The sequence below is a fragment of the Hugonella massiliensis genome (assembly GCA_001486445.1).
Taxonomy (GTDB): Bacteria; Actinomycetota; Coriobacteriia; order Coriobacteriales; family Eggerthellaceae; genus Hugonella; species Hugonella massiliensis.
The window spans coordinates 101,333-127,777 of record LN908983.1 but is presented as its reverse complement, the minus strand read 5'-3'; the positions used below and the strand labels follow the sequence as shown (position 1 = coordinate 127,777).

Annotated in this window: 25 protein-coding genes, 3 tRNA genes and 1 pseudogene; 28 read left to right on the top strand and 1 reads right to left on the bottom strand. The window is 64.4% G+C overall.

Annotation, left to right across the window (positions count from 1 at the left end):
• From BN3270_RS09565 to BN3270_RS01040, 7 genes and pseudogenes are all read left to right on the top strand, one after another.
• Positions 1-367, top strand: a pseudogene (locus tag BN3270_RS09565) (NAD(P)-binding protein); the annotation flags it as partial.
• Positions 360-2,096 (top strand): [FeFe] hydrogenase, group A, encoded by a 1,737-nt coding sequence (locus tag BN3270_RS01065; RefSeq protein WP_058985319.1) that lies wholly within the window; start codon positions 360-362, stop codon positions 2,094-2,096. The pseudogene BN3270_RS09565 and the gene BN3270_RS01065, both read left to right, overlap by 8 nt.
• Before the next feature lie 52 nt (positions 2,097-2,148).
• Complete coding sequence (locus tag BN3270_RS01060) at positions 2,149-3,138, top strand: ABC transporter substrate-binding protein (protein ID WP_058985317.1); 990 nt, start codon at positions 2,149-2,151, stop codon at positions 3,136-3,138.
• A 2-nt stretch (positions 3,139-3,140) separates the two neighbouring features.
• Positions 3,141-3,944: an ABC transporter permease gene (locus BN3270_RS01055; protein ID WP_058985315.1), complete on the top strand. Its 804-nt coding sequence runs from the start codon at positions 3,141-3,143 to the stop codon at positions 3,942-3,944.
• The gene (locus BN3270_RS01050) at positions 3,922-4,494 is read left to right on the top strand and encodes an ATP-binding cassette domain-containing protein (protein WP_058985313.1); all 573 of its coding nucleotides are present in this window, start codon (positions 3,922-3,924) and stop codon (positions 4,492-4,494) included. Before BN3270_RS01055 ends, BN3270_RS01050 begins: the two co-directional genes overlap by 23 nt.
• Positions 4,495-4,777: 283 nt before the next feature.
• Positions 4,778-5,341, top strand: a complete 564-nt coding sequence (folE, locus tag BN3270_RS01045) for a GTP cyclohydrolase I FolE (RefSeq protein WP_058985325.1) — start codon at positions 4,778-4,780, stop codon at positions 5,339-5,341.
• Between the two features lie 45 nt (positions 5,342-5,386).
• Positions 5,387-5,656, top strand: coding sequence for an ACT domain-containing protein (locus BN3270_RS01040; protein WP_058985311.1), 270 nt, complete (start codon positions 5,387-5,389; stop codon positions 5,654-5,656).
• Positions 5,657-5,761: 105 nt separating this feature from the next.
• On the opposite strand, the gene BN3270_RS01035 is transcribed toward BN3270_RS01040, so the two are convergent.
• Positions 5,762-6,226 (bottom strand): hypothetical protein, encoded by a 465-nt coding sequence (locus BN3270_RS01035; protein WP_148335435.1) that lies wholly within the window; start codon positions 6,224-6,226, stop codon positions 5,762-5,764.
• Positions 6,227-6,486: 260 nt separating this feature from the next.
• Here BN3270_RS01035 and BN3270_RS01030 point away from each other — a divergent pair, with 260 nt between their 5' ends.
• The 21 genes from BN3270_RS01030 to BN3270_RS00930 all read left to right on the top strand — a co-directional run bounded on the left by BN3270_RS01030 (position 6,487) and on the right by BN3270_RS00930 (position 26,210).
• A complete protein-coding gene (locus BN3270_RS01030; RefSeq protein WP_058985306.1) occupies positions 6,487-7,737 on the top strand; it encodes a peptidylprolyl isomerase in 1,251 nt (416 codons plus the stop codon).
• Positions 7,738-7,889: 152 nt separating this feature from the next.
• Positions 7,890-7,981 (top strand) — tRNA-Ser (locus BN3270_RS01025).
• A gap of 104 nt (positions 7,982-8,085) precedes the next feature.
• A tRNA-Ser gene (locus BN3270_RS01020) sits at positions 8,086-8,178 on the top strand.
• A 125-nt stretch (positions 8,179-8,303) separates the two neighbouring features.
• Positions 8,304-8,873, top strand: coding sequence for a hypothetical protein (locus BN3270_RS01015; protein WP_058985304.1), 570 nt, complete (start codon positions 8,304-8,306; stop codon positions 8,871-8,873).
• Between the two features lie 352 nt (positions 8,874-9,225).
• The gene (gene rpsF, locus BN3270_RS01010; protein ID WP_058985302.1) at positions 9,226-9,519 is read left to right on the top strand and encodes a 30S ribosomal protein S6; all 294 of its coding nucleotides are present in this window, start codon (positions 9,226-9,228) and stop codon (positions 9,517-9,519) included.
• 56 nt (positions 9,520-9,575) lie between these two features.
• Positions 9,576-10,022: a single-stranded DNA-binding protein gene (locus BN3270_RS01005; protein WP_058985299.1), complete on the top strand. Its 447-nt coding sequence runs from the start codon at positions 9,576-9,578 to the stop codon at positions 10,020-10,022.
• Positions 10,023-10,042: 20 nt separating this feature from the next.
• Positions 10,043-10,306: a 30S ribosomal protein S18 gene (gene rpsR / locus BN3270_RS01000; RefSeq protein ID WP_058985298.1), complete on the top strand. Its 264-nt coding sequence runs from the start codon at positions 10,043-10,045 to the stop codon at positions 10,304-10,306.
• Positions 10,307-10,321: 15 nt separating this feature from the next.
• Positions 10,322-10,873 (top strand): 50S ribosomal protein L9, encoded by a 552-nt coding sequence (gene rplI / locus BN3270_RS00995; protein WP_058985296.1) that lies wholly within the window; start codon positions 10,322-10,324, stop codon positions 10,871-10,873.
• 237 nt (positions 10,874-11,110) lie between these two features.
• Positions 11,111-12,538 carry a replicative DNA helicase gene (gene dnaB, locus BN3270_RS00990; RefSeq protein WP_082673244.1) on the top strand — a complete coding sequence of 476 codons (1,428 nt, stop codon included), beginning with the start codon at positions 11,111-11,113 and terminating at the stop codon, positions 12,536-12,538.
• A gap of 27 nt (positions 12,539-12,565) precedes the next feature.
• The gene (locus BN3270_RS00985) at positions 12,566-13,834 is read left to right on the top strand and encodes a metallophosphoesterase family protein (RefSeq protein ID WP_058985294.1); all 1,269 of its coding nucleotides are present in this window, start codon (positions 12,566-12,568) and stop codon (positions 13,832-13,834) included.
• Positions 13,824-15,326, top strand: a complete 1,503-nt coding sequence (locus BN3270_RS00980) for an ATP-binding protein (RefSeq protein WP_167551306.1) — start codon at positions 13,824-13,826, stop codon at positions 15,324-15,326. Before BN3270_RS00985 ends, BN3270_RS00980 begins: the two co-directional genes overlap by 11 nt.
• Positions 15,327-15,447: 121 nt before the next feature.
• Positions 15,448-16,008 carry an ATP-binding protein gene (locus BN3270_RS00975; protein WP_058985290.1) on the top strand — a complete coding sequence of 187 codons (561 nt, stop codon included), beginning with the start codon at positions 15,448-15,450 and terminating at the stop codon, positions 16,006-16,008.
• Between the two features lie 74 nt (positions 16,009-16,082).
• Entirely contained in the window at positions 16,083-17,378 is a 1,296-nt protein-coding gene (locus tag BN3270_RS00970) for an adenylosuccinate synthase (RefSeq protein ID WP_058985289.1), read from the top strand.
• A 79-nt stretch (positions 17,379-17,457) separates the two neighbouring features.
• Positions 17,458-18,750, top strand: a complete 1,293-nt coding sequence (gene purD, locus BN3270_RS00965) for a phosphoribosylamine--glycine ligase (RefSeq protein ID WP_058985287.1) — start codon at positions 17,458-17,460, stop codon at positions 18,748-18,750.
• Positions 18,751-18,758: 8 nt separating this feature from the next.
• The gene (locus tag BN3270_RS00960) at positions 18,759-20,081 is read left to right on the top strand and encodes a coproporphyrinogen III oxidase family protein (RefSeq protein WP_058985285.1); all 1,323 of its coding nucleotides are present in this window, start codon (positions 18,759-18,761) and stop codon (positions 20,079-20,081) included.
• A 280-nt stretch (positions 20,082-20,361) separates the two neighbouring features.
• On the top strand, positions 20,362-21,801 hold the full coding sequence (locus BN3270_RS00955) for a cytochrome ubiquinol oxidase subunit I (protein WP_082673242.1): 1,440 nt from the start codon (positions 20,362-20,364) through the stop codon (positions 21,799-21,801).
• 2 nt (positions 21,802-21,803) lie between these two features.
• Positions 21,804-22,835: a cytochrome d ubiquinol oxidase subunit II gene (cydB, locus tag BN3270_RS00950; protein WP_058985284.1), complete on the top strand. Its 1,032-nt coding sequence runs from the start codon at positions 21,804-21,806 to the stop codon at positions 22,833-22,835.
• 119 nt (positions 22,836-22,954) lie between these two features.
• Positions 22,955-24,280, top strand: coding sequence for a CHAD domain-containing protein (locus BN3270_RS00945; RefSeq protein ID WP_058985282.1), 1,326 nt, complete (start codon positions 22,955-22,957; stop codon positions 24,278-24,280).
• Positions 24,281-24,344: 64 nt separating this feature from the next.
• The gene (gene trxA / locus BN3270_RS00940; protein ID WP_058985280.1) at positions 24,345-24,659 is read left to right on the top strand and encodes a thioredoxin; all 315 of its coding nucleotides are present in this window, start codon (positions 24,345-24,347) and stop codon (positions 24,657-24,659) included.
• 136 nt (positions 24,660-24,795) lie between these two features.
• A tRNA-Phe gene (locus tag BN3270_RS00935) sits at positions 24,796-24,871 on the top strand.
• Between the two features lie 235 nt (positions 24,872-25,106).
• The gene (locus BN3270_RS00930; protein ID WP_058985278.1) at positions 25,107-26,210 is read left to right on the top strand and encodes a DUF4013 domain-containing protein; all 1,104 of its coding nucleotides are present in this window, start codon (positions 25,107-25,109) and stop codon (positions 26,208-26,210) included.
• The last annotated feature ends 235 nt before the right edge of the window (positions 26,211-26,445 follow it).

The window sequence follows — 26,445 nt, the reverse complement described above, 5'->3', positions numbered from 1 at the left end:
GCCCCAGCTCAAGGCGGCAGGAAGCCTCCCCAACGTCTTCGTGGGCGGCGACTGCCAGCTCGGGCCCAAAACCGTGATCCTCGCGGTGGGGGCCGGCAAGGTCGCGGCGCGCAACATCGACGAGTTCCTGGGCTTTCATCATGAGCTTGATTGCGGAGTGAGCGCTCCGGCGCCTCATCCCAACAAGCGTACGCCCTGCGGCCGTGTGGAAGTGCACGAACGCCTTCCGCACGAACGTCGTTGCGATTTCGAAGGCGTCGAAGTCGAGATGTCGGTCGAGGAAGCCCAACAAGAAGCGAGCAGATGCCTGCGCTGCGACCATTACGGGTGCGGTGCAATGGAAGGGGGTCGCGTCCAATATGTCTAGCGAACGTTCTGAAGTTACGGTTACGGTCGACGGAGCCGCCGTTACCGTGCCCGCTTCGTCTACCGTCCTGCGCGCAGCGAAAGCTGCCGGCTCCCCGGTGCCCACTCTGTGCTGGATGCGGCGCGTCAACGATATCGGCTCCTGCCGCATGTGCGTGGTCGAAGTCGAGGGTGAAGAGGGCCTCGTGCCCGCCTGCAACACCCCGGTTTGGGAGGGCATGCAGGTGCGCACGCGCACGCCGCGCGTCGTGTCGGCCCGTCGCCGCAACATGAAGACCATCCTGTCCGGCCATCGCAGCGAGTGCACCACCTGCGAGCGCACGGGCACCTGCGCCCTGCAGAAGCTCGCGCACGACCTCAACGTGGGTGAGCTCGACGCCGAGCCCGTCTACGCCTTCGAGCCGTGGGATCCCGCGTTTCCCCTGCAGCGCGACGCCACCAAGTGCATCCGCTGCATGCGCTGCGTGTCCGAATGCGCCAAGGTCCAGTACTGCTCGGTATGGGAAGCGGCGGGGCCGGCCGAACATCGCAGCGTCGGCGTCGCCGGCGGTGCGCCCATCGCGCAGGCGGGCTGCACGCTGTGCGGCCAATGCATCACACATTGTCCTACGGGCGCCCTCACGGCGCGCCGCGACATCGACCGGGTCGTCGACGCCCTCGCCGACCCCGACGTCCTCGTGGTGGCGCAGGTGGCGCCCGCCATCCGTGCGTCTTGGGGAGAAGGTGCGGGCCTTTCCCGCGAAGAGGCCACGCAGGGCCGCATGGTCGCCGCGCTGCGCCGGATAGGGTTCGATCTGGTCTACGACGTCGATTTCGGCGCCGACCTCACGATCATGGAAGAGGCGAGCGAGTTCATCGAATGGTATCGCTCCGGCAAGCCGCGCCCCCTGTTCACGAGCTGCTGCCCGGGCTGGGTGCGCTTCGCCAAACTGCATTATCCCGATTTCGTGCCGCAGCTTTCCACGAGCAAATCGCCTCATCAAATGCAGGGCGCTGTGACAAAGCACGTTCTTGCCGACCGCGCCGCTGCCGAAGGCAAGCGCGTGTTCCTCGTGAGCGTCATGCCCTGCGTTGCCAAGAAGTACGAAGCCGACGTGCCCCAGCTGTCCACCGATGCTGGGCGCGACGTCGATGCCGTGCTCTCGACCCGCGAGTTCGACCGGATGATTGCCCTGTTCGGCGTGAATTGCGCCGACCTGCCCGAAGAGGACTTCGACAACCCGTTGGGGACGAGTACGGGCGCTGGCACCATCTTCGGTCGCACGGGCGGCGTGATGGAGGCCGCCTTGCGCACGGCGGGCTACTTCCTCACGGGCGAAAACCCCGCCATTGCCGTATGCGACACCACGGCGGCCACGCCCGAACGCCCCTGGGTCGAAAAACAACTCGACCTTGCCGGTCTGCATCTGAAGGTCGCGGTGGCGAGCGGACTTTCCAACACAGCCAAGCTGCTCGATGCCCTGCGTGCGGGCACGGTCGAATGCGATTTCGTCGAGATCATGGCCTGTCCCGGCGGCTGCGTGGGCGGCGGCGGCCAGCCCATTTCCTTCAATCGTGAGCTACATGCCGAAAGGGCAGCGGTGCTCAATGCTCTCGACGGGGCCGATGTGCTGCGCTATTCGCACGAGAACCCCGACATACAAAAGCTCTACCGTGAGCGCTTGGGCGAACCGCTTTCCGAAACCGCCGAGGCTTGGTTGCATACCGATCAGGCCGCTTGGGATATCTAACGTGCGCGGCGCCCGCCGGTTGCGGGCGCCGTCTTGTAAGGAGAATCGAAGAATGAACACACGAGCGAAAACAAAGGTCGCACGGCCGTTCGCGCTGGCGGTGCTGTTCCTTGCGATGGCCTGCCTCTGCGTCGGCTGTGCGCAGGCGGGCCAGAAAGCCGAAAGCGCGTCTGCGGAACCCGCGCAGGTCATGGCCATCAACGGCCCCACGGGCATCGGCATGGCCAACCTTGCCGACGATTCGGCGTACAACGTTCAGTTCGTGAGCCAACCCGACCAGGTGGTGAGCGCGGTGAGCAGCGGGTCGGTCGACATCGCCGCCGTGCCCACCAACCTGGCGAGCACGCTCTACAACAAGACCCAGGGCGGGGTGAAGATCGTCGCGGTCGACGCCCTTGGCTCGCTCTATCTGGTCGACAACGGCCAGCCGGTCGCGAATCTGGCCGACTTGAAGGGCAAGACCGTCTACGCCACCGGGGAAGGGGCCAACCCCCAATACGTGCTCGAATACCTGCTCGAACAGGCGGGGCTGGTCCCCGGGCAAGACGTCACGGTGACCTACGTGGCCGACAACGCCCAGCTTGCGGCCATGGTGGCCAACGGCGAAGCGCCGATTGCGATGCTGCCCGAGCCTTTCGTTTCGGTGGCGCAAGCGAAGAATGCCGGCGTGCAGGTTGCCTTGAGCGTCGGCGACCTGTGGAAGCAAGCCACGGGCACCGATCTGGCTCTGGGGTGCGTGGTCGCGCGCACCGACTACATCGACGAGCATCCCGCGGCGATCGGCGCCTTCCTCTCCGACCTCGACGCGTCGATCGCCCAAGCCAACGGCGACGTGGCCGCAACGGCGCAGCTGTGCGCCGACAAGGGGATCCTGCCGAACGCCCAGGCGGCTCAGGCGGCCATTCCGCGCTGCGGCCTGGTGTGCCTTACGGGCGACGACATGAAGGCGCCGGTGAACGGGTTCCTGGGCGTGCTCGCCCAGAGCAACCCCACCTCCGTAGGCGGCGCCGTCCCCGGCGACGGCCTCTACTACAAGGGGTAGCCGTGGCGGCGAGCCCTGCGAGAGGGCGGCGCGCGGTCGACGTCGCCCTGTTCCTGCTCGTCTTCTTCGGCGGTTGGCAGGTTACCGCCCTTGTTGTGGGAGCGAGCTACGTGGTTCCCGGCCCCTTCGAGGTGGCCGTCCGCGCCGTGCAGCTGGTGGCCGCCGTCGACTTCTGGCGGTCGATCGCCTCCTCGCTCGCGCGCATCTTCGCCGGTTTCGCCATCGGCATGGCGGCGGGCGCCGCGCTGGCGGTGGCCATGCACGTCGCGCCGCCCCTGCGCGCGGTCCTCTCGCCTTTCGTGAAGGTGCTGCGCACGACCCCGCTGGTCTGCTTCGTGCTCGTGCTTCTCCTGTGGGTGGGCAATGCGGTCATCCCCACGCTCGTTGTGGCCCTCATGGTCCTTCCCGTGTCCTGGACCCATGCGATCGAGGGCTTCGACGCGGCCGCGGCCGCCTACGCCGATCTGGTGCGCGTCTTCCGCATCCCGCGTCTCAGGGCGCTTCGGTCGATCTACCTGCCCTCGCTTTCCGGCGAGCTGCTCGCGGCCGCCGAGGTGGGCCTGGGTTTGGCGTGGAAATCGGGCGTCACCGCCGAGGTGCTCGCCCTACCGCCCTTCGCCATAGGCACCGGGGTCTATCGGGCGAAGCTCGCTTTGGAAGCCCCCGACCTCTTCGTCTGGACCGGGGCGATCGTCCTTTTGAGCCTGGCGCTCGAAGCGGCGTTGCGTGCGTGCGCGACCCGCTGGCGGACCGCGCGGGCGGCCGGGGGAGAGGGGGAGCCCGATGAAGCTCGACCGCGTCGATAAGAGCTACGGGGGCAGGGTCGTTTTCAGCGGTTTCACGCTCGAGGTGCCCAGCCGGGGCGTCACCGCGCTCATGGGACCTTCCGGGTGCGGCAAGACCACGGCCCTGCGCCTGCTCGCCGGGCTCGAAGAGCCCGATGTCGGCAGCGTGGAGGACGTGCCCGAGCGCCTCTCGATGGTCTTCGAAGACGATGCGCTCCTTCCCTGGGCGACGGCGCTGGCCAACGTCGAGCTCGTGGGCGCCGGCCGCGATACGTCTCTGCGCCTCCTTTCCGAGCTGGGGCTTGCGGGAAGGGAACGCGTGCACGCCTCCTGCCTATCGGGAGGCGAACGCCGTCGTGTGGCCGTCGCCCGCGCCTTGGCCTATCCCGCCGACGCCTTCCTGCTCGACGAGCCCACCCAGCGTCTTGACGATGCTGCCGCCCATGCCGTTCTCGCGGCGGTGCGGGCTCGCGCCGGCCGGGCGCCCGTCCTGCTCGTCACCCACGATGCGGCGGTGGCGGGCGCCTGCGACCGCATCGTGCGGATGCCGCGTCCGCGCTCTCGTCCGTGAGCGCTCCTGAGTCCCGGGGCGCAGGAGCCGAGCTGCGCATCCCGCCTTCCACCGATGCGGGCGGGCATTGCAAGCCCGCCTTCCGCCCGATGAGCGGGCGCAGCCGGCGGCTTCTTCTCTTTCGCTGGAGATTGGCCGGCGCCCCTCGCGTTCCCGCGCCTATGGGTCATACTTGCCCGCATGCGCTTTTTCCCGACGCGCAGGCGCGCCGGGTCGCTTCCCGCAACCACTGAAGGACTGATTAGCAGCGATGAGCAACGAAATGGACATCACCGGTTCGCACATGGACCTCGACAAGATCGAGGCCGGCGTGCGAATGATTCTCGAAGGTGTGGGCGAAGACCCCGACCGCGAGGGCCTGAAGAAGACCCCCGAACGTGTGGCCAAGATGTACGCCGAATGCTTCGCCGGCCTCTACGCCGACCCCGCCGAATACTTCGAGACCACCTTCGACGAGCACCACGAGGAAATGGTCCTCGTGCGCGACATCCCCTTCTACTCGATGTGCGAGCATCACCTGGCGCCTTTCTTCGGTAGGGCCCACGTGGCCTACATCCCCGCGGCCGACGGCCATATCTGCGGCATCTCGAAGCTGGCCCGCCTCGTCGACTGCTTCGCCCGTCGCCCGCAGGTGCAGGAGCGCCTCACCGGCCAGGTGGCCGATACCCTGATGGACCAGCTCAAGCCGCAGGGTGCGATCGTCGTGCTCGAGGCCGAGCACCTCTGCATGAGCATGCGCGGCGTGAAGAAACCGGGCAGCAAGACCACCACGAGCGCGGTGCGCGGCACCTTCCGCAACAACTCGGTCACGCGCCAGGAGGCCCTCTCCCTGATTCTGGGCCGTTAGCGGCCCGGGCGCGGTACAATAGCACGCAATCGAGAAAGGACGATTATGCGCTGTGTGATTTCCGTTCTAGGCAAAGACCAGTCCGGCATCGTCGCGGGCGTGTCCGCGGTGCTCGCCGAATGCCACGCGAACATCGACGACATCTCCCAGACGATTCTCGACGGGATTTTCAGCATGACCATGATGGTTACGCTCGATACCGACACGGCGAGTTTCAACGAAGTGCAGGAAAAACTCGACGCCGAAGCCAAGCGCCTGGGCGTGCAGATCGTCCTGCAGCGCCAAGACGTCTTCGACTACATGTACAAGATTTAACGGCTGCATCAGGCAGAGCGTGCGAGACGGCGTCCTTTGGGGCGCCGTTTTGCGCATGCGGGAAATCTGAAGCGCGCGTGGGTTGCAGCCTGTGCGCGGCGGGCCCTAGGAGCGCGGGAAGGACGGCAGGGTCTTCAGAAGCGCCCAGGCCCTTTGCTTGCCGGCAGGCGTGTGCATGAGCTCGTTGAGGTCGTCGAAGGCACGTACCTCGCGGCCGTTCAGGCGGGTGGGCTCGTTGGGCTCTACGAGCTTCTGGGCCGCTTCGGCGAACAGGAGGGTCGAGCCGGCGTCGGCTGCGACGACGCACAGGGGGTCCATGCTCTCCACGATGTCGATGAGCTGGGGAGCGGTGAGACGGGTGCCGGTGGCGTCGATCGTCACGAAGGTGACCCCGTCGGCTCCGTACCCCAGGGCCTGGGCCGATTTGACGATCGCGGTACGGGCCTCTTCGGAGGTGGAAGCGGTGCAGACCGCGACGAAGAGGCCTTCCCGGCTGCCGGAAAGGTTGACTGCGAACTCGTCCCACACACGGGAGCGGTCGTGAGCGTAGATGTTGCGTGCGTCGTTCATGACCGCCATTGTACCAGCGATGAGGGGCGTGCGCGGGGCTTCTGCAAAGCGCTCGGCGAGGCGCGCTTCAGGGGAGGCGGTGAAGAGACCCTGGCCTTTTCCCTGTTCAGAGCGGTGTCTAGGCATGATGCGCGGGCGAGGCGCGACGGGGGCTTTTATGATGCGGGCATGAACATATCGTGTAAGCCGATGCGGCGTTTTGCCCCTATGGGAAAATACGACCCATTGACAAGAACTTTACACGCACGAGGAAGGTTCTCATGAAATCATTCAACATTGCGCGAACGGTCTGCACCGTGGCCCTTTCGGCCGCGTGCCTAGCCGGTCTTGCGGCTTGTTCGTCGAACGGGTCCCAGTCCAACGACGCGGTGGCGGCCACCGTCAACGGCACCCAGATTTCCGAACAGACCGTCACCGACTACATCCAGAACTTCCGTTCGTCCCAGAACCTCACCGACGACGATTCCTGGGGCAAGTGGCTGGCCCAGTACAGCCTCACTCCGTCGACGGTGCGCGATGAGGTCATCAGCTACTACGAGGACATCGAACTCACCAAGCAGGCCGCCCAAGACAACGGCGTGTCGGTAAGCGACGACGACGTCGACGCCCAGGTCCAGCAGATGAAGTCCAACTACAGCGACGACGACGCTTGGAACAACGCCCTGCAGCAGGCCGGCACCACCGAAGACCAGTACCGCGAAAGCGTACGCCAGGCTATGCTCGAAAGCGCCTTGAAGGACAAGGTCGCTTCCGACAACGCCGACCCCTCCGACGACGACCTGCTCACCTACGCCCAGCAGTACGCCTCCGCTTTCACCGGGGCGAAGAAGTCCTCGCACATCCTCTTCAGCAGCGACGACGAAGCCACGGCCCAGCAGGTGCTCGACAAGATCAACTCCGGTGAACTGTCCTTCGAAGACGCCGTGCAGCAGTACTCCACCGACGACGCTTCAAAGGCCGATGGCGGCAACGTGGGGTGGGACCTGCTCAACCAGTTCGTCTCCGCGTACACCGATGCGCTCAACAACCTTTCGGAAGGCCAGGTCAGCGGCCTGGTGAAGAGCGACTACGGCATCCATATCATCAAGTGCACCCAGGTCTACACGGCTCCCGACCAAGTCACGAGCCTCGACCAGATCCCGCCTGAGCTGGTCGATTACCTGCGCTCGATGGTGAAGAGCTCCAACGAGGCGAGCGCCTACCAGACTTGGTTCCAGGACTACAAGAACCAGGCCGACGTTCAGAAGAACGATATGCCGAGCGGTCTGCCCTACGACATCGACATGACGCCTTACCAGTCTGACAGCAGTTCTTCGAGCGACGATGCGAGCTCCGACGCAACCAGCTCGTCCGATGCTTCGAGCGATGGTTCCGCGGACGCGAGCTCTTCGAGCTCCGACTCTTCGAGCAGCTCCTCGTCGAGCGCGACCGATGCGTCGAGCTCGTCTGCCGATCAGGGAGCCCCGTCCGAGGGCAGCTCTTCGGCGAGCCTCAACAGCTCGGCCAACTAAGGGCTACATGCGATGCGGGGCGCTTCGGCGCCCCGCATTTTTTCTGCCTGCACCGTCGAGGAATTGTGGATTTTCCCACAGTGCGCAAACCTCTTTCGCTGCAGGGATTTTTGCTGTATACTTCAACATCGCTGCTAGAACAAGGCGGCTATGGAGAGATGTCCGAGCTGGCCGAAGGAGCACGATTGGAAATCGTGTATGCCCCACAAGGGTATCTGGGGTTCGAATCCCCATCTCTCCGCCAGAACTAACAAGCGTGCTTCGGCGCGCTTTTTAATAGGATAGGGCACACGCCCATGCGCTGTCGCAAGACAGGTTCGGCTCTTGAAAACCGGGGCCGACACCCACGGAGGGGTGGCAGAGTGGTTGAATGCGGCGGTCTCGAAAACCGTTTTACCTGTAATCCAGGTAACGAGGGTTCGAATCCCTCCTCCTCCGCCAGAGAGAACAGGCAGGTACGGTAACGTGCCTGCCTTTTTTGTGCCCCCCAGGGAGAAGGGGTTCGAACCAGCGAGGGGAACGCGGGTATACTCGTGGGAGCGACCATCACACGAGAAGGGGTTCTCATGGCTGAATCAGAACGCATGATCGAAGATACCGACGGAACCGTTACCGAAATCGACATGACGCTCACGTCGGTGCTGCTCGCATCGATCGACGAGGCGCGCAAGAAGCTCGAGGCCGGCGAGGAGGTCGTCGCTTTCACCGCGCTCGCCGTGAAAGATAAGCTCATCATGGAAGAGATGGACGGCGAATCCGCCGAAGAGGTCTACGCCTACGCCCGCCACAACGTCCAGCACGTGCGCGGAGCCGACGCCTACGCGCTCTGCTACGACGGCTACCTCGACACGAGCGAGGGCGAAAAGGACGCGCTCATCGCCGAAGGCGGCGTGCCGGGGGCCGATTACGGCTACGCGATCGGTGTGATTTACGAGGCCGACGACGAGGGCAAGGTGACCTCGATCGCCGACGAGCCGATCTACATCGGCAAGGCCCCCAATTTCATGATCCTCACCAACTACGAGTTCGGCGAGCCCCTGGCTGAAGAGGGCGAAGAGGAAGACGCCGAAACGGAAGCGGAAGAAACCGCAGCGGAAGAGGAAGCCGCGCCCGAAGGTCTTACCGAAGACAAGTAGTCTTCTGGTCGGTCGACGCGAGGGGCGCTGTCTGTGGGGCGGCGCCCCTCGCATGCGAAGGGGCGCGTGCTTGCGGCGGGGGAGAGGCGCAGGCGATGCTCCCGTGCCCGAGGGGCGTTGTTTCCGCGACCCTTCCGCGACCAGCGCGTGCGCGTTCTCGAATCGGGCTGCGCCCTGTGCCTGATAGGGTAAGGGCATCGAGGACGTGACGGTTCGGATGAGCTCGTTTTGTGGAGCACGCAGCGGACTTTCGGCACTGCGGGATAGAGGATGCTACCATAGGCAAGCTTAATCCTGCTTCGGGTGATCAAGCTTTCAGCCCGAAGCCGTAAAGTCCAAAGGAGGTGTACCAATGAAGGCTTATGAATTGCTGTTCTTCGTCGACCCTGCAATCGATGAAGAAACCCGTGCGGCTGTTTCCAAGCGCATCAACGCCACCGTTGCCGAAGGCAACGGCACCGTCGACAACGTCGAGGAGTGGGGCAAGCGCAAGCTCGCATACGAGGTAGAAGGTCTCAACGAGGGCGATTACACGCTCGTCGACTTTCACGCAGATCCCCAGAACATCGCTGAGCTCGACCGCGTCCTGCGCATTACCGACGCTGTCAAGCGCCACATGATCGTCTGCCGCACCGACCGCGACTAGTACGATTCCTTTGTGAACCGGGCGCGAAGCGCCCCAAAGCGATAAGAGGTTAGACCATGAGCATCAACCGAGTCGTCATCACCGGAAACCTTACCCGCGACCCCGAACTGCGCCAGACCGCGAGCGGCATGCCCGTGCTCGGCCTGGGCGTGGCGGTCAACGACCGTCGCAAGAACCAGCAGACCGGCGAGTGGGAAGACTATCCGAACTTCGTGGACTGCACGATGTTCGGCTCCCGTGCGAGCGCGATTAGCTCGTATCTGCACAAGGGCAGCAAGGTGGCCATCGAAGGCAAGCTGCGCTGGAGCCAGTGGGAGCGCGACGGTCAGAAGCGCTCGAAGCTGGAAGTGATCGTGGACGAAATCGAGTTCATGTCCTCCCGCAACGACAACGGTGGCTACTCCAACGGCGGTTACGCTCCCCGCGCCCAGCAGGCGCCGGCAGCTGCACCCGCTGCGCCCGCGGTCAACGCCTCTGTCTACGATGAAGACATCCCGTTCTAGGGACTACGAAAGAGGGTTTTATGTCCGACTACGTAAAGCAGCCTCGTCGTAAGTACTGCCAGTTCTGCAAGGAAGACACCCAGTACATCGACTACAAAGACACTCAGATGCTGCGTAAATATGTAACCGATCGCGGTAAGATCAAGCCGCGCCGCGTGACGGGTGCCTGCACCCAGCACCAGCGCGACATCGCTACGGCCGTGAAGCGCGCTCGCGAGATGGCGCTCATGCCGTATGCCGTGCCTTCCGTCAGCGGCCGCGGCGACCGCCGCAACCGCGGTTAGTTTGGAAGGATCGCTATGAAGATTATCTTGCTCGAAGAGCTGAAGGGTAGGGGCGTTGAAGGCGACGTCATCGACGTAGCTCCTGGTTTCGCCAACAACTACCTGCTGCCGAACGGCAAGGCCGTCCTTGCCACCAAGGGCAACCTCAAGCAGCTGGACCAGCGCCGCAACAACATCGCCAAGCGCGAGGCTGCGCGCGTTGCCGCCGCTGAAGAACTGAAGGCCAAGCTCGATGGCGCCACCGTCAAGATTACCGCTCGCGTGGGCGAAGAAGGCGTTCTGTTCGGTTCTGTGACCGCTCAGATGGTCGCCGATGCCCTGAAGGAGCAGTTTGGCGTGGAAGTCGACCGTCGCCTGATCGACTTCAAGGAAGCCGTGAAGACCGCCGGCGAGCACGAAGCCGTGATCTCGCTGCATCGCGACGTGAAGGCCGCTCTCAAGCTGCTCGTGGGCAACGAGGAATGGTTCGCTGCCGCCGAAGCCGAAGCCGTTGCCGAAGAGGCCGCTGCTGAAGCCGAAGAAGCCGAAGAGGCTGCAGAAGAAGCTGCCGAAAAGGCCGCCGAATAGGTACACGCATGCGCAGGGGGCCCTTCGCCCGCAACGCACGCTGCACGCCCCCGTACAGGCACGACCTGTTCGGGGGCTTTTTGCGCGGGAAGCGGGGGGAGTGCGGCTCCCTGGGGACGGTCGTCGACTGCCCGCGGGAAACGAAACGGGGACATGTCCCTTTTGCGGGACATGCGCCCACTGCAGAATGTTCTATGGTGTGTGGAACGCATCATATGAGGTTGAGGAAGTGCCATCATGCCCAATTACGCATCGCCCGGAGTCCGCGCTGACGAATACAACGGCGGGGGCCTGCCCGGTACCGCGAGCGGAAACCGTCAGATTCCCCAAAACATCGAAGCGGAGCAGTCGGTGCTGGCCGCATGCATGCTCAACCCCGACGCGATCGACGAAGTCGCTTCCAAGCTCACGCCCGAATCCTTCTTCCGGCCGGCCCATCAGACCATTTTCCGCAGCATGCTCGAGCTGCATGCGCGCAACATCCCCATCGACCAGCTCTCGCTTGCCGAAAACCTCCGCGCCAACGGCCAGCTCGAAGCGGTGGGCGGGGCGTCCTATCTGGTCGACTTGGCCGACAACACCTTTGCGCTCACCAATTGGGTCACCCACACCGACATCGTCAAGCGACAGGCGGTCCTGCGCGATTTGATCTATGCGTCCTCGCAGATCAAGGCCCTTGCCTACGATGCCCCCGACGACCTCGACCAGGTGGTCGAAACGGCCGAAAAGACCCTCTTCAACGTGACCGAACAGCGCGTGTCGTCGTCGTTCAAATCGCTCAACGACCTGCTCACCGACGCCTTCGACGAAATCACCAAGCTCGCCGAACAGAAGAGCCACCTCGCCGGCGTGCCCACCGGCTTCGCCGACGTCGACAACCTCTTCCATGGCTGGCGCGGCGGCGACCTCATCATCTTGGCCGCTCGTCCTGGCGTGGGCAAGACGTCGCTCGCTTTGAACATCGCCACCAACGCCGCCAAGGCAGGTTACCCGGTCACCTTCTTCTCCCTTGAAATGAGCGCCTCTCAGCTCGTGCAGCGTATCCTGTGCGCCGAGGCCCACATCAGCCTGGAAAAAGTGCGCGGCGGTTTTCTGGGCGAATCCGACTGGCAGCAGCTGGCCGATGCGATCACCCGCCTTTCCAACTGCGAGCTCTACATCGACGACACCCCGTCGCTTTCCATCTTGGAAGCGCGCGCCAAAGCCCGTCGCGAGCTGCGCGACAAGGACAAGGGTCTCATCGTCGTCGACTACCTTCAGCTTATGAGCCCCCCGCAAACGCGCAAAGACGGCAACCGCGCCGTCGAGGTCGGCGAGATCTCCCGCGGCCTCAAGGTGCTCGCCAAGGAAATGAACATGCCGGTGCTGTCCCTGTCCCAGCTGTCCCGTGCGGTCGAGCAGCGCGGCAAGAGCAAGCGCCCCATGCTGTCCGACCTGCGCGAATCGGGATCCATCGAACAGGACGCCGATATCGTTATGTTCATCGACCGCAGCATGGACGAAATGGAAGCCGAAAGCGACGAGCGCCCCGAGCTGGGTACGGCCAACCTCATCGTGGCAAAGCACCGCAACGGTGCGACGCGCGACATCACCCTGTCCTGGTCGGCCGAGAACACGGCCTTCGGCGATTATGTCGACGGCTCGCGCTACGACGACATCATCTAGCCGCGTACGTACGCTACACTTACGGCCATGAGCGAAACGGTAACATTCATCCACGCCGCCGACCTGCACCTGGGCGCGCCCTTCCGGGGTCTGCGCGCCCTGTCGCCCACCTGGGCGGACCGCCTGGTCGAGGCCATCCCCGAAGCCTACGACCGGCTCGTGGCCGCGGCGATCGACCGCGCCTGCGATTTCGTGGTGATCGCGGGCGACATCTTCGATGCCGCCCGCCCATCCTATCGCGATTTCTCCCATTTCGTGCGCGGCTTGCAGAAGCTCGCCGATGCGGGCATCCCCGTCTACTTCTGCACGGGCAACCACGACCCCTATACCTCGTGGCAGGCGTCGTATGCGGAACTGCCCGCCAACGTGCGCATGTTTCCCGCCGATGCCCCCGGGTACTTCGTCTACGAACGCGGGGGCCTCCCGCTCGTGCTCCTGGGCGGGCGCGGTTACTACAGCCAGTCGGTGGCGCCGGGCGACGACATCGCGGACGGTATCACGCGCGCTGCCGCCGAAGCCGCCTGTGGCGTGCGCGCCCCCTTCGCGGTGGGCGTCCTGCACACCGGCCTCGACGTCGACCCCACCAAGGCGCCCGTCGACCCGAGGCAGCTTGCCGCCGCGGGCATGGATTACTGGGCGCTCGGTCATATCCACGAAGCGCGCCTCGACGACCCGGCCGACCCCCGCATCGCCTTCTCCGGCTGCATCCAGGGCCGTGACATCAACGAAACGGGTGCCCGCGGCTGCCTGGCGGTCACGCTCGAAGAGGGGCGGGCCAACCGCGCCGAGTTCGTTCCCCTGGCCAGCGTGGTCTGGCAGAAGCTCGCCGTCGACGTGTCGGCCTGCGCCACCGTCGCCGACGTGCACGACGCGATCATGCGGGCCCTCTTCGCGGCGAACGGCACCGCCCAATGCGAGGAAATGGTCGCGCGCGTGACCCTCGTGGGAGCGACGCCCCTGCACGACCTGCTCGCCGACCCCAAGGTCATAAGCGACGTGCGCGACGAGGTCAACGAAGGTTATCCGGTCTTTTTCTGCGACGCCCTGATCGACCGTACGCGCGCCCCGCACGACCGGGCGGCCCTGCGACGCGAGGGGCTCTTCCCCCAGGTCCTGCTCGACCAGGCGGATGCGGCGGCGGCCGACGAAGCGGGGGCGGTGGCCTACGTGCAAGACGAGTTCCTCAAAGCGGGCCTGCAGCTGCCTGCCCATGTAATCCGCGATATCGCCTCCCTGCAGCAGCAGGCGGCCGATGCCCTGCTCGACGAGCTCGATGGAGGCCGCGATGAGCGCTAAGCACGTCCGCCCCAGCGATTACTACCTTCGTTCGATTCGCATCGAGGCCTTCGGTGCCTTTGCCCAGCGCGATGTGGGCCCCCTCGAGCCGGGTCTCAACGTGGTGTACGGTCCCAATGAAGCGGGCAAGACCACCGTGTCCGAACTGGTGGGCGGCGTACTCTTCGGCTGGGAAGAGGCGCGCGGCAACCGTAACGTCTACAAGCCGGTCAACGCCGAGCGGTCTGGCACGCTCGTGTTCGCGTCCAAGGCGGGCGACGCCCCCGAAGAGCGACTCACGCGCGTGCGCAATGCCGACGGCCTGATCCCCGACCCGGCGCCTTCGGTGCTTTCCGATATCGATCGCGAAACCTACCGCACGGTCTTCTCGCTCGACGCCGACCAGCTGCGCGGCCTGGGCAAGACGAGCCAGGTGACCTCGCGGCTGCTCACGGCGGGGGCCGGTACCGCCATCTCGCCGGCGGAAGCCATGGCCCGCGTCGATGCCGACCTCGCCGCCCTTACCTCTCGCGGCAAGGCGCACGTGAACTCGATTCCTAACCTGCGGGCGGCTCTGGCAGACGCCCGCGAGGCTATGAACCGCGGCCAGGCCGAGGCCGACCAGTTCAAGCAGGAAGACCGCGAGTACCGCGAGCTGGCCGAGCGGCGCGCGGGCCTCATGGCTGCCGTGAAGAAAAGCAACGAGACTCTCGAAGCGCTCACCCTGCAGCGGGCGGCGCTCGTGCAGGCCGACGACGCCCGCGCCCAACTCGATGAACGTCTTGCCCAGTTGGAAAAGCAGGAATCGGAACTGCAGGCGAGCATGCGGGCCATCGACGACGCCGGCCGTCCCCCGTCGATCGACGCGGTGGAAGAGCGCACCTTGCGCGCCCAGATGGACGACTTCGCCGAGAGGCGGTCCCGGGCGGAACACGCCCTGTCGATCGCCCAGCAGGACGCGATCGCCTCACAGGCCGAATACGAGGCCCTGCTCGAAGCCGACGACATGAAGGAGCTCGAGCGTTTGGCCAAGCGCCAGCGCCGCTTGCAGATTCTGCTCTCGGTGGTGCTGCCGGTGGTATTCGCCGTCCTCGGCGTGCCCGTCTTCGTGCGCGGCCGCGCGATCGCAAGCCTTTCGGTCACGGCTCTGGGCGTTTTCTTAGTGGTGGCCGCCTTCGGTATGGCCTGCGCCGCCTTCGCCATGTTGCTGCGTCCCAACCATGCCGATCAAGAGCGCACCAACCGCCTGGCCGACGCCCAATGGATCATGCAGAAGGACGCCAAGAAGCTCGAAGTGAGCAAGGGCGCCCTGGCCGCCCAGGACGCGCAGATCGCCCGCTTTCTTTCCGACGCGGGGCTCACGGCCGCCAACGGCAGCCTCCGCCGGGCGCGTGCCCTCCTCGACGAGTGGGGAGAGGTGCGGTCCCTGTCCCTTATACCCCACCGACTTTTCATAAGACACAGCATACAAAGCTCGAATGGGAGTAACGGGCTGTCTCTTATACACATCTAGATGTGGATAAGAGACAGCCGATACGCCCCTGGCCGCAATCGACGCCCGGATCGCGCGCCTTACCGAACAGCGCGACGACCAGCTGCGCACGATCGAGAGCATCAACACCCGCTACGGCGAATTGGGCCAGATCCTCGCCCAGGCCCGGCATGCGCGCGCCTTCGACGACGCCAAGCTCGAGCACGCTATGCTCACGACGCGCCTGGCCGATTCCCTGCAGGACTACGCGCGCCTGCTCCTGGAAAAGCGCCTGCTCGCACGCGCGATTTCGGCATGGGAGGGCCAGAGCCAGCCAGCGGTCTACCGGCGTGCGTCTGCCTTGCTCGCCCAGATGACCGCTGGCGCCTGGACGTCGGTGCGCATCGGCGGCGACGGGCATTTGGAAGTGGCCGACGATCGGGGCGCCGTGCGCGACCCCCTCTACCTGTCGACGGGCACGCGCCAGCAGCTCTACCTTGCCCTGCGCATCGCCCTCTTGCAGGAGGCGGCCAACGTGGGTCGGAGCGTGCCGGTCGTCTGCGACGACATTCTGGTGAACTTCGACGACGACCGCCGCACGGGCGCCGCCCGGGCCCTGGCCGACCTCGCGCGCACGCGCCAGGTGATCGTCTTCACCTGCCACCGGGAAGTTGTAAGGCTTCTGCGCGATGCTGGCACAGGTACCAACGTGGTCAAGCTGTAGTACTATAATCTGCGCGTTTCAAAGAAATCTGCCCCTTGCGCGCGAGCGCTGCGGGCGATGAAAGGATGGCTCATATGCCCAGTACCGTGCTCGTCGGCGCCCAGTGGGGCGATGAAGGCAAGGGCAAGATCACCGACCTCATTGCGCAGGACTTCGATTACGTCGTACGCTACCAGGGCGGCAACAACGCCGGCCATACGGTGATTCACGGCGACAAGAAGCTCGCCTTGCACCTTATCCCCTCGGGCATCATGTACGACACGATCACGCCCGTCATCGGCAACGGCGTGGTGATCGACCCGCGCGTGCTCGTCGATGAAATGGCCAAGCTCGAAGCCCAGGGCATCTCCTGCGAGCGTCTGGTCATCTCCTGCGACGCCCACATCATCATGCCCTACCACATCGACCTCGACGGCGCTTCCGAAAAGCGCCTGGGCAAGAACAAGATCGGCACCACCCGTCGCGGCATCGGCCCCTGCTACCAGGACAAGTTCTCCCGCATCGGCATCCGCGTGCAGGACCTGCTCGACGAGAAGATCTTCCGTCAGAAGCTCGAAACGGCCCTGGCTGAAAAGAACGAGATCCTCACCAAGATCTACGGCATGCCCGGCTACACGGTCGACCAGATCTGCGAGGAGTACCTTCCCTACGCCGAGATCATCCGCCCGCACATGGCCGAAACCGCCCATCTGCTCAACCGCGCCTACGCCGACGGCAAGAACATCCTGTTCGAGGGCGCCCAGGCTACCCTGCTCGACATCGACCACGGCACCTACCCCTTCGTCACGAGCTCGTCGTGCTGCGCCGGCGGCGCCTGCATCGGGTCGGGCGTGGGCCCCAAGAAGGTCGACAAGGTCATCGGCATCTCCAAGGCCTACATCACCCGCGTGGGCAGCGGCCCGTTCCCCACGGAGCTCTTCGACGAGACGGGCGAGAAGCTCTGCCAGATCGGCGGGGAATACGGGGTCACTACCGGTCGCAAGCGCCGTACCGGCTGGTTCGACGCGGTGATCGCCCGCTACGCCACCGACGTGAACAGCCTCACCGACATGGCCCTTACCAAGCTCGACGTGCTTTCCGCCTTCGACACGATCAAGGTTTGCGTGGCCTACAAGGCCGACGGCACGACCTACGACTATTTCCCCATGCAGCAGAGCGTGCTCTATCCCAAGCACGTCGAACCGGTCTACGAAGAGCTGCCCGGCTGGTACGGCCAGGACATCACGGGCTGCCGCAGCTTCGAAGAGCTGCCGGCCAACGCCCAGCGCTACGTGACCTACCTCGAAGAGCTCTGCGGTGTGCCCATGAGCATCGTTGCCGTGGGCCCCGACCGCGACCAGACCATCTTCCGCGGCTGGTCGAGCAAGTAGTACCTTTTGTGCGGTATGACGGGCCTGCCTTTGTGCGGGCCCGTTTTCTTGGCGCAGGCGCGCCTGAAAGGAGACGGACATGATCATTGCGGTACTGGGCAGCGGCGGACGCGAGCATGCGATCGCGTGGGCGCTTGCGAAATCGCCGCGCTGCGAGAAGCTCTACGTGCTCCCGGGAAACGGCGGCACGGCGGCAATCGCCGAAAACGTTGAGGGCGTCGATGCGACCAAGGGGGAAGAGGTGCTCGCCTTCGTGCGCGCGCACGCGGTCGACCTTGTGGTGATCGGCCCCGAAGCCCCGCTCGTGGCCGGCGTGGCCGACACCCTGCGGGCGGCAGGCGTGCTCGTCTTCGGGCCCGATGCCCAAGGCGCCCAGCTCGAGGGCAGCAAAACCTACAGCAAGCGCTTCATGCAAGACAACGGCATCCCCACCGCCGCCTACGGGACCTTCACCGAAGCCGCGCCCGCCGTGCAGTATGTGCGCGATATGGGCGCACCCATCGTGGTCAAGGCCGACGGCCTGGCCGCCGGCAAGGGCGTAATCGTGGCCCAAACCGTCGAAGAGGCCGTCGATGCCGTGAACAGCTGCTTCGAAGGCGCCTTCGGCACGGCCGGTAGCCGCGTCGTTATCGAGGAATGTCTTACAGGTCCCGAATGCTCCCTGCTCGCCTTCGTCACCGGTGGGCGCGCCTTCTGCATGGCCACGGCCCAGGATCACAAGCGCGCCTTCGACGGCGACAAAGGCCCCAACACGGGTGGTATGGGTGTCTATTCTCCGGTACCGATCGTCACGGAAGACGAGCTCGCCGCGATGATCGAGGTTATGGAAACCGCCGCTGCGGCCACGGCCAGCGAGCCCTTCGCCCATGACTACCGCGGCGTGCTCTACGGCGGCTTCATGCTCACCCCGGCCGGTCCCAAAGTGCTTGAGTTCAACGCCCGCTTCGGCGACCCCGAAACCCAGGTCATCCTGCCCCGCCTCGACGCCGACCTGGTCGACATCATGGTGGCGGTGGCCGAAGGCAAGCCCGAAGACGTGCGCCTGGCGTGGCGCGACGAATGGGCCGTCTGCGTGGTACTCGCCAGCCAGGGCTATCCCACGGCCTACGAAAAGGGCAAGAAGATTACCGGCATCGAAGCGGCCGAAGAGCTGCCGGGCGTGACGGTCTTCCACGCGGGCACCAAGCGCTACGCTCATGGAGATTTGGTCACTGCGGGCGGCCGCGTGCTCAACGTAGTAGCATTGGGCTCTACGTTTGAAGAAGCGCGCGCTCGTGCCTACGAGGCGTGCGACCGCATCGATTTCGAAGGAAAGCAGTTCCGCACCGACATCGGCTTGAAGGCCGCGCACGGGCGGAGCTCGTGGGAGTAAACCGGTATATGCTGAGTGAAAGACTGTTGTCGAGCGTGGTGCGTTCCTGCACCGACCGCTATCTGAACCTTGAACCGTTCGAAGGCGATCGCCTTCCGGGACCCGAGCCGGGCAAGCGCTACATGCTCTACATGCATGTGCCCTTCTGCCAGCGCCTGTGTCCCTACTGTTCGTTCAACCGTTTTCCCTATAGCGAGGAACGCGCGCGCCCCTACTACCAGAACCTGCGTCGCGAGATGCTCATGCTGGCCGAAATGGGCTACGACTTCGACAGCCTCTATGTGGGCGGCGGCACGCCGACCATCATGATCGAAGAGCTCTGCAAGACGATCGATCTGGCTCGCGAGACCTTTTCGATCAAAGAGGTGTCGAGCGAGACCAACCCCAACCATCTCACCGAGCCCTATCTGGAAAAGCTCGAGGGGCGTGTGCAGCGCCTTTCGGTGGGCGTGCAGTCCTTCGACAACGGCTTGCTCAAGCAGATGGGTCGTCTGGAAAAGTACGGCGATGCCGATACGATTCTCGAGCGCCTGAAGCTCGCGACGCCCCACTTCAAGTCGATGAACGCCGACATGATTTTCAATTTCCCGGCCCAGACCGAAGACATCCTGGCGACCGATTTGGCCTACATCCTCGAAAGCGGCGTGAGCCAGACAACCTTCTACCCGCTCATGGCTTCGCCGTCGGTGGAAAAGTCGCTCGCAGCCACGGTGGGACGCGTCGATTACAGCCGCGAGAAGCGCTACTACGACATCATCTCGCAGGTGCTCACCGACAACGGTTTCACGATGAGCAGCGCCTGGACCTTCGACAACTCCAATTCCGACATGATCGACGAGTACGTGGTCGACTACGAAGAGTACCCGGCGATCGGGTCGGGCGGCATCACCTACCTGGGCCAGCACCTCTACGTGAACACCTTCTCGGTGAAGGACTACAACGACTACATCGAGCACGGGCGCATGTCGGCAACGAGCTGCACGGCCTTCGACCTGCATTCGCGCATGCGCTACCGCTTCATGATGAACCTGTTCGGCCTGCGCCTTGACAAGCAGGCCTTCAAAGAGCACTTCGGCGTGTCGGTGGAGGCCGGCCTGCCGCTTGAAATGGCCTTCATGCGCGCTTCGGGCGCCTTTGCGACCGATGACGCCTACGAGCTCACGCTCACGCCCAAGGGCCGCTATCTGATGGTGGCCATGATGCGCCAGTTCTTCATCGGCGTGAACAAGCTGCGCGACCAGGCCCGTGCCAAGCTTACCGGAGAAGAGCACGAGCTGCTCTTCGGCGATGGGAGCGTCTACGGGTCGGTGCACTGCGCCGGCGTACGGTAGGGCGCCCGCGGATCCGCGCGCGGGGCAGGGGGCGCATGTGCCGCTCCCGCTTGCCTTTCGCATTCCGCCACATATGGTACGTAAGAGAGCGCGTCGCTTCGGCGGCGCGCTTTTTTTGCATGCCGCTTACACCGGTCGTTGTACAATTTGACCAGGTTATGCAGGAAAAGTGTTTGACATCTCACGAGAGCTTCACTAATCTCGAATGTGAGTAATGAGAGCCGCATTGTAGCAATTATGGTCCTGCCACATGCGCTCTCTGGAGGAGAAGGAGATTGGTATGGATCCAGCGACTCTAGCGCGCATCCAGTTCGGCTTCATCGCCTGCTACCACTTCTTGTTCGTGCCGATGAGCATCGGCACGGGCTTGATCATGGCGATCGAACAGACGCGTGCGTACAAGAGCAAGGCGGCCGAAGACATTGCGGCCGCGACCTTCTGGTCGAAGGTATTCACCCTGTGCTTCGCCGTCGGCGTGGCCACGGGCATCACGATGGAGTTCTCGTTCGGCACCAACTGGGCCGACTACTCCCGTTTCGTTGGCGACATCTTCGGCGCGCCCCTTGCCGCCGAGGCCCTGTTCGCCTTCTTCCTGGAAAGCACCTTCCTCGGTGTGGTGCTTCTGGGCAAGAACAAAGTGTCCCCCAAGTTCTACCTGGCCAGCTCGTGGCTGGCCTGGGGCGGATCCCTTCTGTCTGCGCTGTGGATCATCATCGCGAACTCTTGGATGCAGACCCCGGCCGGTTTCACCGTCGAGCAAACGGCGACCGGTTCCAAGGCGGTCATGACTGACTTCTTCACCGCTGCGCTCAACTATTCGACCCTGCCGCGCTACTTCCACGTGGTCGTCGCCCTCATCATCATGGGCGCCCTGGTAGCCGTGGCAATCGGCGCCTACCACATGCTGCATGACAAGAAGGAATTCGGCAAGAAGGCCCTGCGCATCGGCACGATCGTCGCGCTCGTGGCGGCCATCGCCATGATGCCGGCCGGTCACCAGCAGGCCGTCGAAGTCGCCCAGCAACAGCCCGAAAAGCTTGCCGCGATGGAGGCCCAGTACGCCGACGGTCCCGCTGGCATGACGATCATCGGCTTCGTCGATGAAGCCACCCAGGAGGTCAAGGCGATCGAAGTGCCCATTCCCGGCATGACGAGCATCCTCATTTCAGGCGATCCCACCTATGAGATCCAGGGTCTGAACAGCTTCGATTCCGATGACATCCCCTCGGTGGGCCTCGTCTTCCAGACCTACCACCTGATGATTCTTGCCTACGGCCTCATCTGCCTGTGGGTTCTGCTCGCGATTATCGCGAGCGTGAAGGCCAAGAAGGGCAAAGAGCCCAGCAAGGGCTTGCTGAAGGCCCTGCTCTTCGCCCCGATCTTCCCGATCATCGCTATCCAGACCGGATGGATGGTCGCCGAATTCGGCCGTCAGCCCTGGATCGTCTACCACCAGCTGCGCACGGTCGACGCCTATTCGCAGGCCGTCGATCCCACCGAGCTGGTCATCTCGTTGGTCCTGTTCGTCGTGGTCTACCTCGCCATCTTCATCGTGTTCCTGCGCCTCTTCTTCCATCTGGCCAAGCAGGGCCCCACGGAAGCCGACCGCACGGGAACGAGCGTGGGCTCGATCGCCGATAAGCTGGCCGGCGGCGCCAAGGCCGCTGGGGAGGCGACGGCCGCTGCTGAAGGCGCGGCTGCCGCAAAGGAGGTGAAGTAGCCATGTCCGCACTTGCGATTTTCTGGTTCATCATCATTTTCGTCGTGATTTGCGGCTACTTCGTGCTCGACGGGTTCGACCTGGGCGTGGGCGTGGCCTATCCTTTCCTCGCCAAAAACGAGCGCGAGCAGGCGATCCTGCGCTATGAGGTCGGGCCCGTGTGGGACGGCAACGAAGTATGGCTGCTCACGGCCGGCGGCGCCCTGTTCGCCGCTTTCGGCCCCGCCTATGCGACCACCTTCTCGGGCTTCTACCTGGCGATCATGCTCGTCCTGTTCGGGTTGATCTTCCGCGTGATCGGGCTCGAGTTCTATTCTCGCGACCTGGCTCCCAAGAAGCTCTGCGATGGCCTCTTCGTCGTGGGTAGCTTCCTGCCGGCCCTCCTGTTGGGCGTGGCCGTGGGCAACGTGCTCGCCGGGCTTCCGCTCGATGCCAACGGCGACTACATGGGGAGCTTCTTCGCCCTGCTCAACCCCTTCGCGCTTCTGTGCGGCTTGGTGGGGCTGGCCCAGTTCGTGTCTCTGGGTTGCGCCTGGACGGCCGTGAAGACCCTGCCCGGCGACCTGCATGACCGTGCGGTCGACCTGCGCGGCAAGGCTCAGATCGCGGTAGTCGTCCTGTTCGTGCTCGCGACCGTGTGCTACTTCGTGCAGGTGCCTTCCACGATGGCCGGCGATCTGCCTCTGGTCGTGCCCGGCGTGTGCGCGGCGCTCGTGGTGATCGCCTTCCTGGCCGAAATGGCCTTCGGTCGCAAGGGTGAGGCGGGCGATCTGCCCAACTTCCTGGCCGCTGCGGTGATCTGCCTGGGCCTCGTGGCGCTTACCGCCACGTCCCTGTTCCCCAATATCGTGCCCGCCGTCGACCCGGCGCATTCGGTGACAATCGCCTCCGCCGCCGGCAGCGATGTGGGCTTGGGCGCGATGACCGTGATTCTGTGCATCGGCCTTCCGCTCGTGCTCTTCTACCACTTCCTGGTCTATCGCACCTTTGCCGGCAAGGTGACCGACGCCGATATCGAAGGCGCCGAATACTAACCGGTGCGAATCGGTCGCTTGAGAAGGGAGCCCTGCGGGGCTCCCTTCTTCGTGTTGGCCCCACCAGCGGAAACCCGCGTGCTATGCTGGTGCCATCATTTGACAGAAGGGAGCTCGCGATGACACGCATGTTGGTTCTGGTTCGCCATGGAAAGGCTCAGGCGCGCACCGAGGAGCGCGCCGACGAAACGCGCACGCTCACGCCCGCCGGGCGTCGTGCCCTTGACGCGCGCCTCCCGGCCATGCTGTCCCTTCTTCAGGTGGACGGGGCGGAAACGGCCCAGGTGTGGACGAGTCCCGCCGAACGCACCGTGCAGACGGCCGATGCCCTTGTCGATGCCCTGGATGAGGCGGGCGTGCGTCTCGAAGGGGAGGTGCGGATCGAGAACTGCCTGTGGGAGCAGGACATCGACGCCTTCCGCCAACGCCTGCGCGCCTGCGATGCCGACGTGGTCTTCGCCGTGGGGCACAACCCCTTCGTCGAGGAGGTCTGCCAGCGCGTGAGCGGGTCGGCGATTTCCTTCGCCACCGGCGCCATGGCCGCCCTGCGCCTGGCCGATGAAGAACAGGGGGTGCCGGCCCGCCTGCTCTGGTTCGCCCAGGGCCCCGAATCGCGCCTGTGGAAGACGCTCTGCTTCATGGACCGCCGCTTTGCCGAAGGGGCCGACGAGCTCGAGCGCCGCACCCAGGAATTTCTCGCCGACCCCGATGAGCCCGAAACCTGCCACAAGCTGCGCGTGAGCATCCGCACCCTGCGGAGCCTCCTCGCCTTCGCCGAGCCCTTCATGAAAGCGTCGTTTTCCAAGCGCCTTCAGCGGGACTTGCGGTCGGTGGTGCGCACGCTCTCGCGCCTGCGCGAGCTCGATGTCTTTGCCGGCGAGCTGCGCGGGCTCGATGCCCCGGCGCTCGATCTGTGCGCCGCCGTCGAGGCCAATCGCGATGCCGAACGCGATGCGGTTATCGCCTTCCTTTCGAGCGATAAGACCGAAAAGCTCATGGCGCATATACTCGAGCGCCTGCGCGCGATTCGCTGGAAGGGGAGCACCGAGCGCAACGGCTTGGCCCCCGAAACGGTGCGCAGCGCCTTCGACCTTATGCTCATCGATACCACGGCGCGCCTGGACGAACTTGATTACGCCGACGCCGAAGAAACCCATCATGTGCGCAAGGAATGCAAGAAAGCGCGGTACGTGTCGCGCGCCTTCGGCGCCTTGCTGGGCGAAGACGCGGCGGTGGCCGCCAAGGCCATGGCCGCCAAGCAGGACGACCTGGGCGCTCTCTGCGACGCTCGCGTGAACGTGGCCCTGTGCGATAGCGTGGAGGACGAGGGCCTTTCCGAAGACGCCAAGACCAACCTTTCTGCGCTGCGCCTTGCGGCGGAGGCCGTAGTCAACGATGCGCTGCGCGCGCATAGTCAGGTGGAAAGCCCGCTCTACGCGGAATAGCGTATCCTAGAGCGACGAAACGAAGGTCCGCGCCGCTCGCCGGCGCACGTGTGAAGGGAAGTTCATGTCGACGGTGCAGATCACCACGAAGAATTTCAAACGGGAAGTGCTCGATTTCGACGGAATCGTCCTGCTCGATTTCTGGGCGCCGTGGTGCGGCCCCTGCCGCAAGCAGCGCAAGGTGCTCGACCGCATCGAGCGCGAGCAGCCCCAGAAGATCAAGATCGGCAAGGTCAACATCGACGAGGTGCCCGAATACGCGCGCAAGTACCGCGTGTACAACATCCCCACGCTTATCGTGTTCGACCACGGCAAGATGCGCGACCGGGCCGAGGGCCTGCAGACCAAGGAGCAGATCGAGCTGCTGCTCATCAACTAGGGGGCGGCGGAACCGTCCGGCGGAGCCGGTTCGGGGCGCCCGAGGAGACGCTCCCTTACTCGGCGCAAAAATGTTCTTGACGCATAGGCCGAATGCGCGTATATTTCTATCTCGCGTTTACACAACGCATCCGAGTGGTCGGATAGCTCAGTTGGTAGAGCAGGGGATTGAAAATCCCCGTGTCAGGGGTTCAAGTCCCTTTCCGACCACCACGAGTCTTTGCAGGCCAGAAGCTTTAAGCTTCTGGCCTGTTTTCGTAGTGTTCCCTCTTATATCTCTTACGTAAGCTCTGCAGTGGGGTTCCGTTATCCAATCTTTCAGGTCGCTTTCAGTCCCTCGCTTATAATCGGGAGACAATTACGAAACGATGGATTTATCGGCCTGCTCAGACCCGCGCATGCGTCGCGAGGCCTCGCAGAGGCCTGATCCCACCGAAAGGAGGTCGTCATGCAGCAAGGCTACTATGCGCGCGCATGGAACGACATCAAGAACTCTCCGGGCTGGTTCGGCAAGCTCTGTCTGCTTGCGCTGCTCGATTTCATTCCCATCTTCGGCCCCATCGTGGCCTACGGCTATCTGGGCGGCTGGGCGCGCGACATCGCCTGGGGCGTGAAATCGCCCCTGCCCGCCCATATCTTCGGCAACGAAGACGGTAAGCTCTACCGGCGTGGCTGGTTCGTGTTCGCGGCCCTCTTCATCTACTCCGCGATCGCCTGGGCGTTGTCGAGCTTGCTCATGGGTCTTGCCGGTGCCGCCGCCGGCGGCGCAGCGGGCGCCTACGCGAACGGCCGCATGATGCCGGGGGCGACCGCGGGCTTCGACGCGCTCGGTTTCGTCATGGGCGTGCTCGCCTTCGTCGTAACGATCGCGGTCGTCTTCTTCGCGCTCGCGGGCACGGCCCGCTCGGTCATCTACGATCGTTTCTCTCCCGCCTTCCAGATTCCGGTTCTCTGGAAGATGGTCAAGCGCAACGCGTCGGGCATCGTGCGCATCCTGCTCATGGCCCTCTTGGTGGGGCTCGTCATCGGTATCGTGGTGTTCTGCGCGGTCTTCGTGGTCATATGCCTGTCGATTTTCGTGGGCATCGCAACCGGCGGTCCCGCCTTCATGAACATGATGAGCAGCTCCTACGATGACCTGGCGTACGGCTATGGCTACGGGTATGGCTACGGCGCAGGCGATGCGGCCTTCCTCGCCTTCCTGCAGTCGATCTTGCCCGCGCTCGGCATGGGCGCCTTCCTGTTCATGGCTGTGTGCTATTTCGCCGTGGTGGGGCAGATGTTCGTCGTGGCCCTCGTCTTCCGCGCGATGGGCTACTGGACGCAGGATTTCGAAGTGGCCAAGTGGGGCGGCCCCTACGACCCGCTGCCCTTCGAAATCGAGCAGGCGCAGGCTCAGGCTGCTGCCCAGGCGGCTTGGCAGGCCCAGCAGCAGGCGGCCGCAACCCAGCAGCCCGCGTGGCCTGTCTCTTATACCCATCTAGATGTGTATAAGAGACAGCTTCAGATAACGGAAGAGCGACGTGGAGGGACAGAGGGTAGATATCGGTAGGAGGGACGGGCGGTCAGCCTCATCCGGGCATCGGCCGCACGCTCATGGGGCCCGAATCCGATCCCATCCGCATCGAAGCGGTGCTCGAGGGGCTCGGGGTAACCTGCATCGAGCATGCCAACCCCCTCTAAGATGTGTATCAGAGCTAGAGCCCGGCGCGCAGCAGCCTGCTCCCCAAGCGCCCACGTCGTCGGCAGCTCCGGCAGCTCCAGTGGCTCCGGTCGCACAGCCCGCG

Bases quoted from the DNA above. Each gene is read 5' to 3' on its own strand.
- folE (WP_058985325.1), top strand. From the start codon at position 4,778: ATGGACCTCGACAAGATCGAGGCCGGCGTGCGAATGATTCTCGAAGGT.
- BN3270_RS01015 (WP_058985304.1), top strand. From the start codon at position 8,304: ATGGCTGAATCAGAACGCATGATCGAAGATACCGACGGAACCGTTACC.
- rpsR (WP_058985298.1), top strand. From the start codon at position 10,043: ATGTCCGACTACGTAAAGCAGCCTCGTCGTAAGTACTGCCAGTTCTGC.
- rpsF (WP_058985302.1), top strand. From the start codon at position 9,226: ATGAAGGCTTATGAATTGCTGTTCTTCGTCGACCCTGCAATCGATGAA.
- BN3270_RS01060 (WP_058985317.1), top strand. From the start codon at position 2,149: ATGAACACACGAGCGAAAACAAAGGTCGCACGGCCGTTCGCGCTGGCG.
- purD (WP_058985287.1), top strand. From the start codon at position 17,458: ATGATCATTGCGGTACTGGGCAGCGGCGGACGCGAGCATGCGATCGCG.
- trxA (WP_058985280.1), top strand. From the start codon at position 24,345: ATGTCGACGGTGCAGATCACCACGAAGAATTTCAAACGGGAAGTGCTC.
- BN3270_RS00985 (WP_058985294.1), top strand. From the start codon at position 12,566: ATGAGCGAAACGGTAACATTCATCCACGCCGCCGACCTGCACCTGGGC.
- BN3270_RS00980 (WP_167551306.1), top strand. From the start codon at position 13,824: ATGAGCGCTAAGCACGTCCGCCCCAGCGATTACTACCTTCGTTCGATT.
- BN3270_RS00970 (WP_058985289.1), top strand. From the start codon at position 16,083: ATGCCCAGTACCGTGCTCGTCGGCGCCCAGTGGGGCGATGAAGGCAAG.
- cydB (WP_058985284.1), top strand. From the start codon at position 21,804: ATGTCCGCACTTGCGATTTTCTGGTTCATCATCATTTTCGTCGTGATT.
- BN3270_RS01040 (WP_058985311.1), top strand. From the start codon at position 5,387: ATGCGCTGTGTGATTTCCGTTCTAGGCAAAGACCAGTCCGGCATCGTC.
- BN3270_RS01005 (WP_058985299.1), top strand. From the start codon at position 9,576: ATGAGCATCAACCGAGTCGTCATCACCGGAAACCTTACCCGCGACCCC.
- BN3270_RS01035 (WP_148335435.1), bottom strand. From the start codon at position 6,226: ATGAACGACGCACGCAACATCTACGCTCACGACCGCTCCCGTGTGTGG.
- BN3270_RS00960 (WP_058985285.1), top strand. From the start codon at position 18,759: ATGCTGAGTGAAAGACTGTTGTCGAGCGTGGTGCGTTCCTGCACCGAC.
- BN3270_RS00955 (WP_082673242.1), top strand. From the start codon at position 20,362: ATGGATCCAGCGACTCTAGCGCGCATCCAGTTCGGCTTCATCGCCTGC.
- BN3270_RS01065 (WP_058985319.1), top strand. From the start codon at position 360: ATGTCTAGCGAACGTTCTGAAGTTACGGTTACGGTCGACGGAGCCGCC.
- dnaB (WP_082673244.1), top strand. From the start codon at position 11,111: ATGCCCAATTACGCATCGCCCGGAGTCCGCGCTGACGAATACAACGGC.
- BN3270_RS00930 (WP_058985278.1), top strand. From the start codon at position 25,107: ATGCAGCAAGGCTACTATGCGCGCGCATGGAACGACATCAAGAACTCT.
- rplI (WP_058985296.1), top strand. From the start codon at position 10,322: ATGAAGATTATCTTGCTCGAAGAGCTGAAGGGTAGGGGCGTTGAAGGC.
- BN3270_RS00945 (WP_058985282.1), top strand. From the start codon at position 22,955: ATGACACGCATGTTGGTTCTGGTTCGCCATGGAAAGGCTCAGGCGCGC.
- BN3270_RS01030 (WP_058985306.1), top strand. From the start codon at position 6,487: ATGAAATCATTCAACATTGCGCGAACGGTCTGCACCGTGGCCCTTTCG.
- BN3270_RS01050 (WP_058985313.1), top strand. From the start codon at position 3,922: ATGAAGCTCGACCGCGTCGATAAGAGCTACGGGGGCAGGGTCGTTTTC.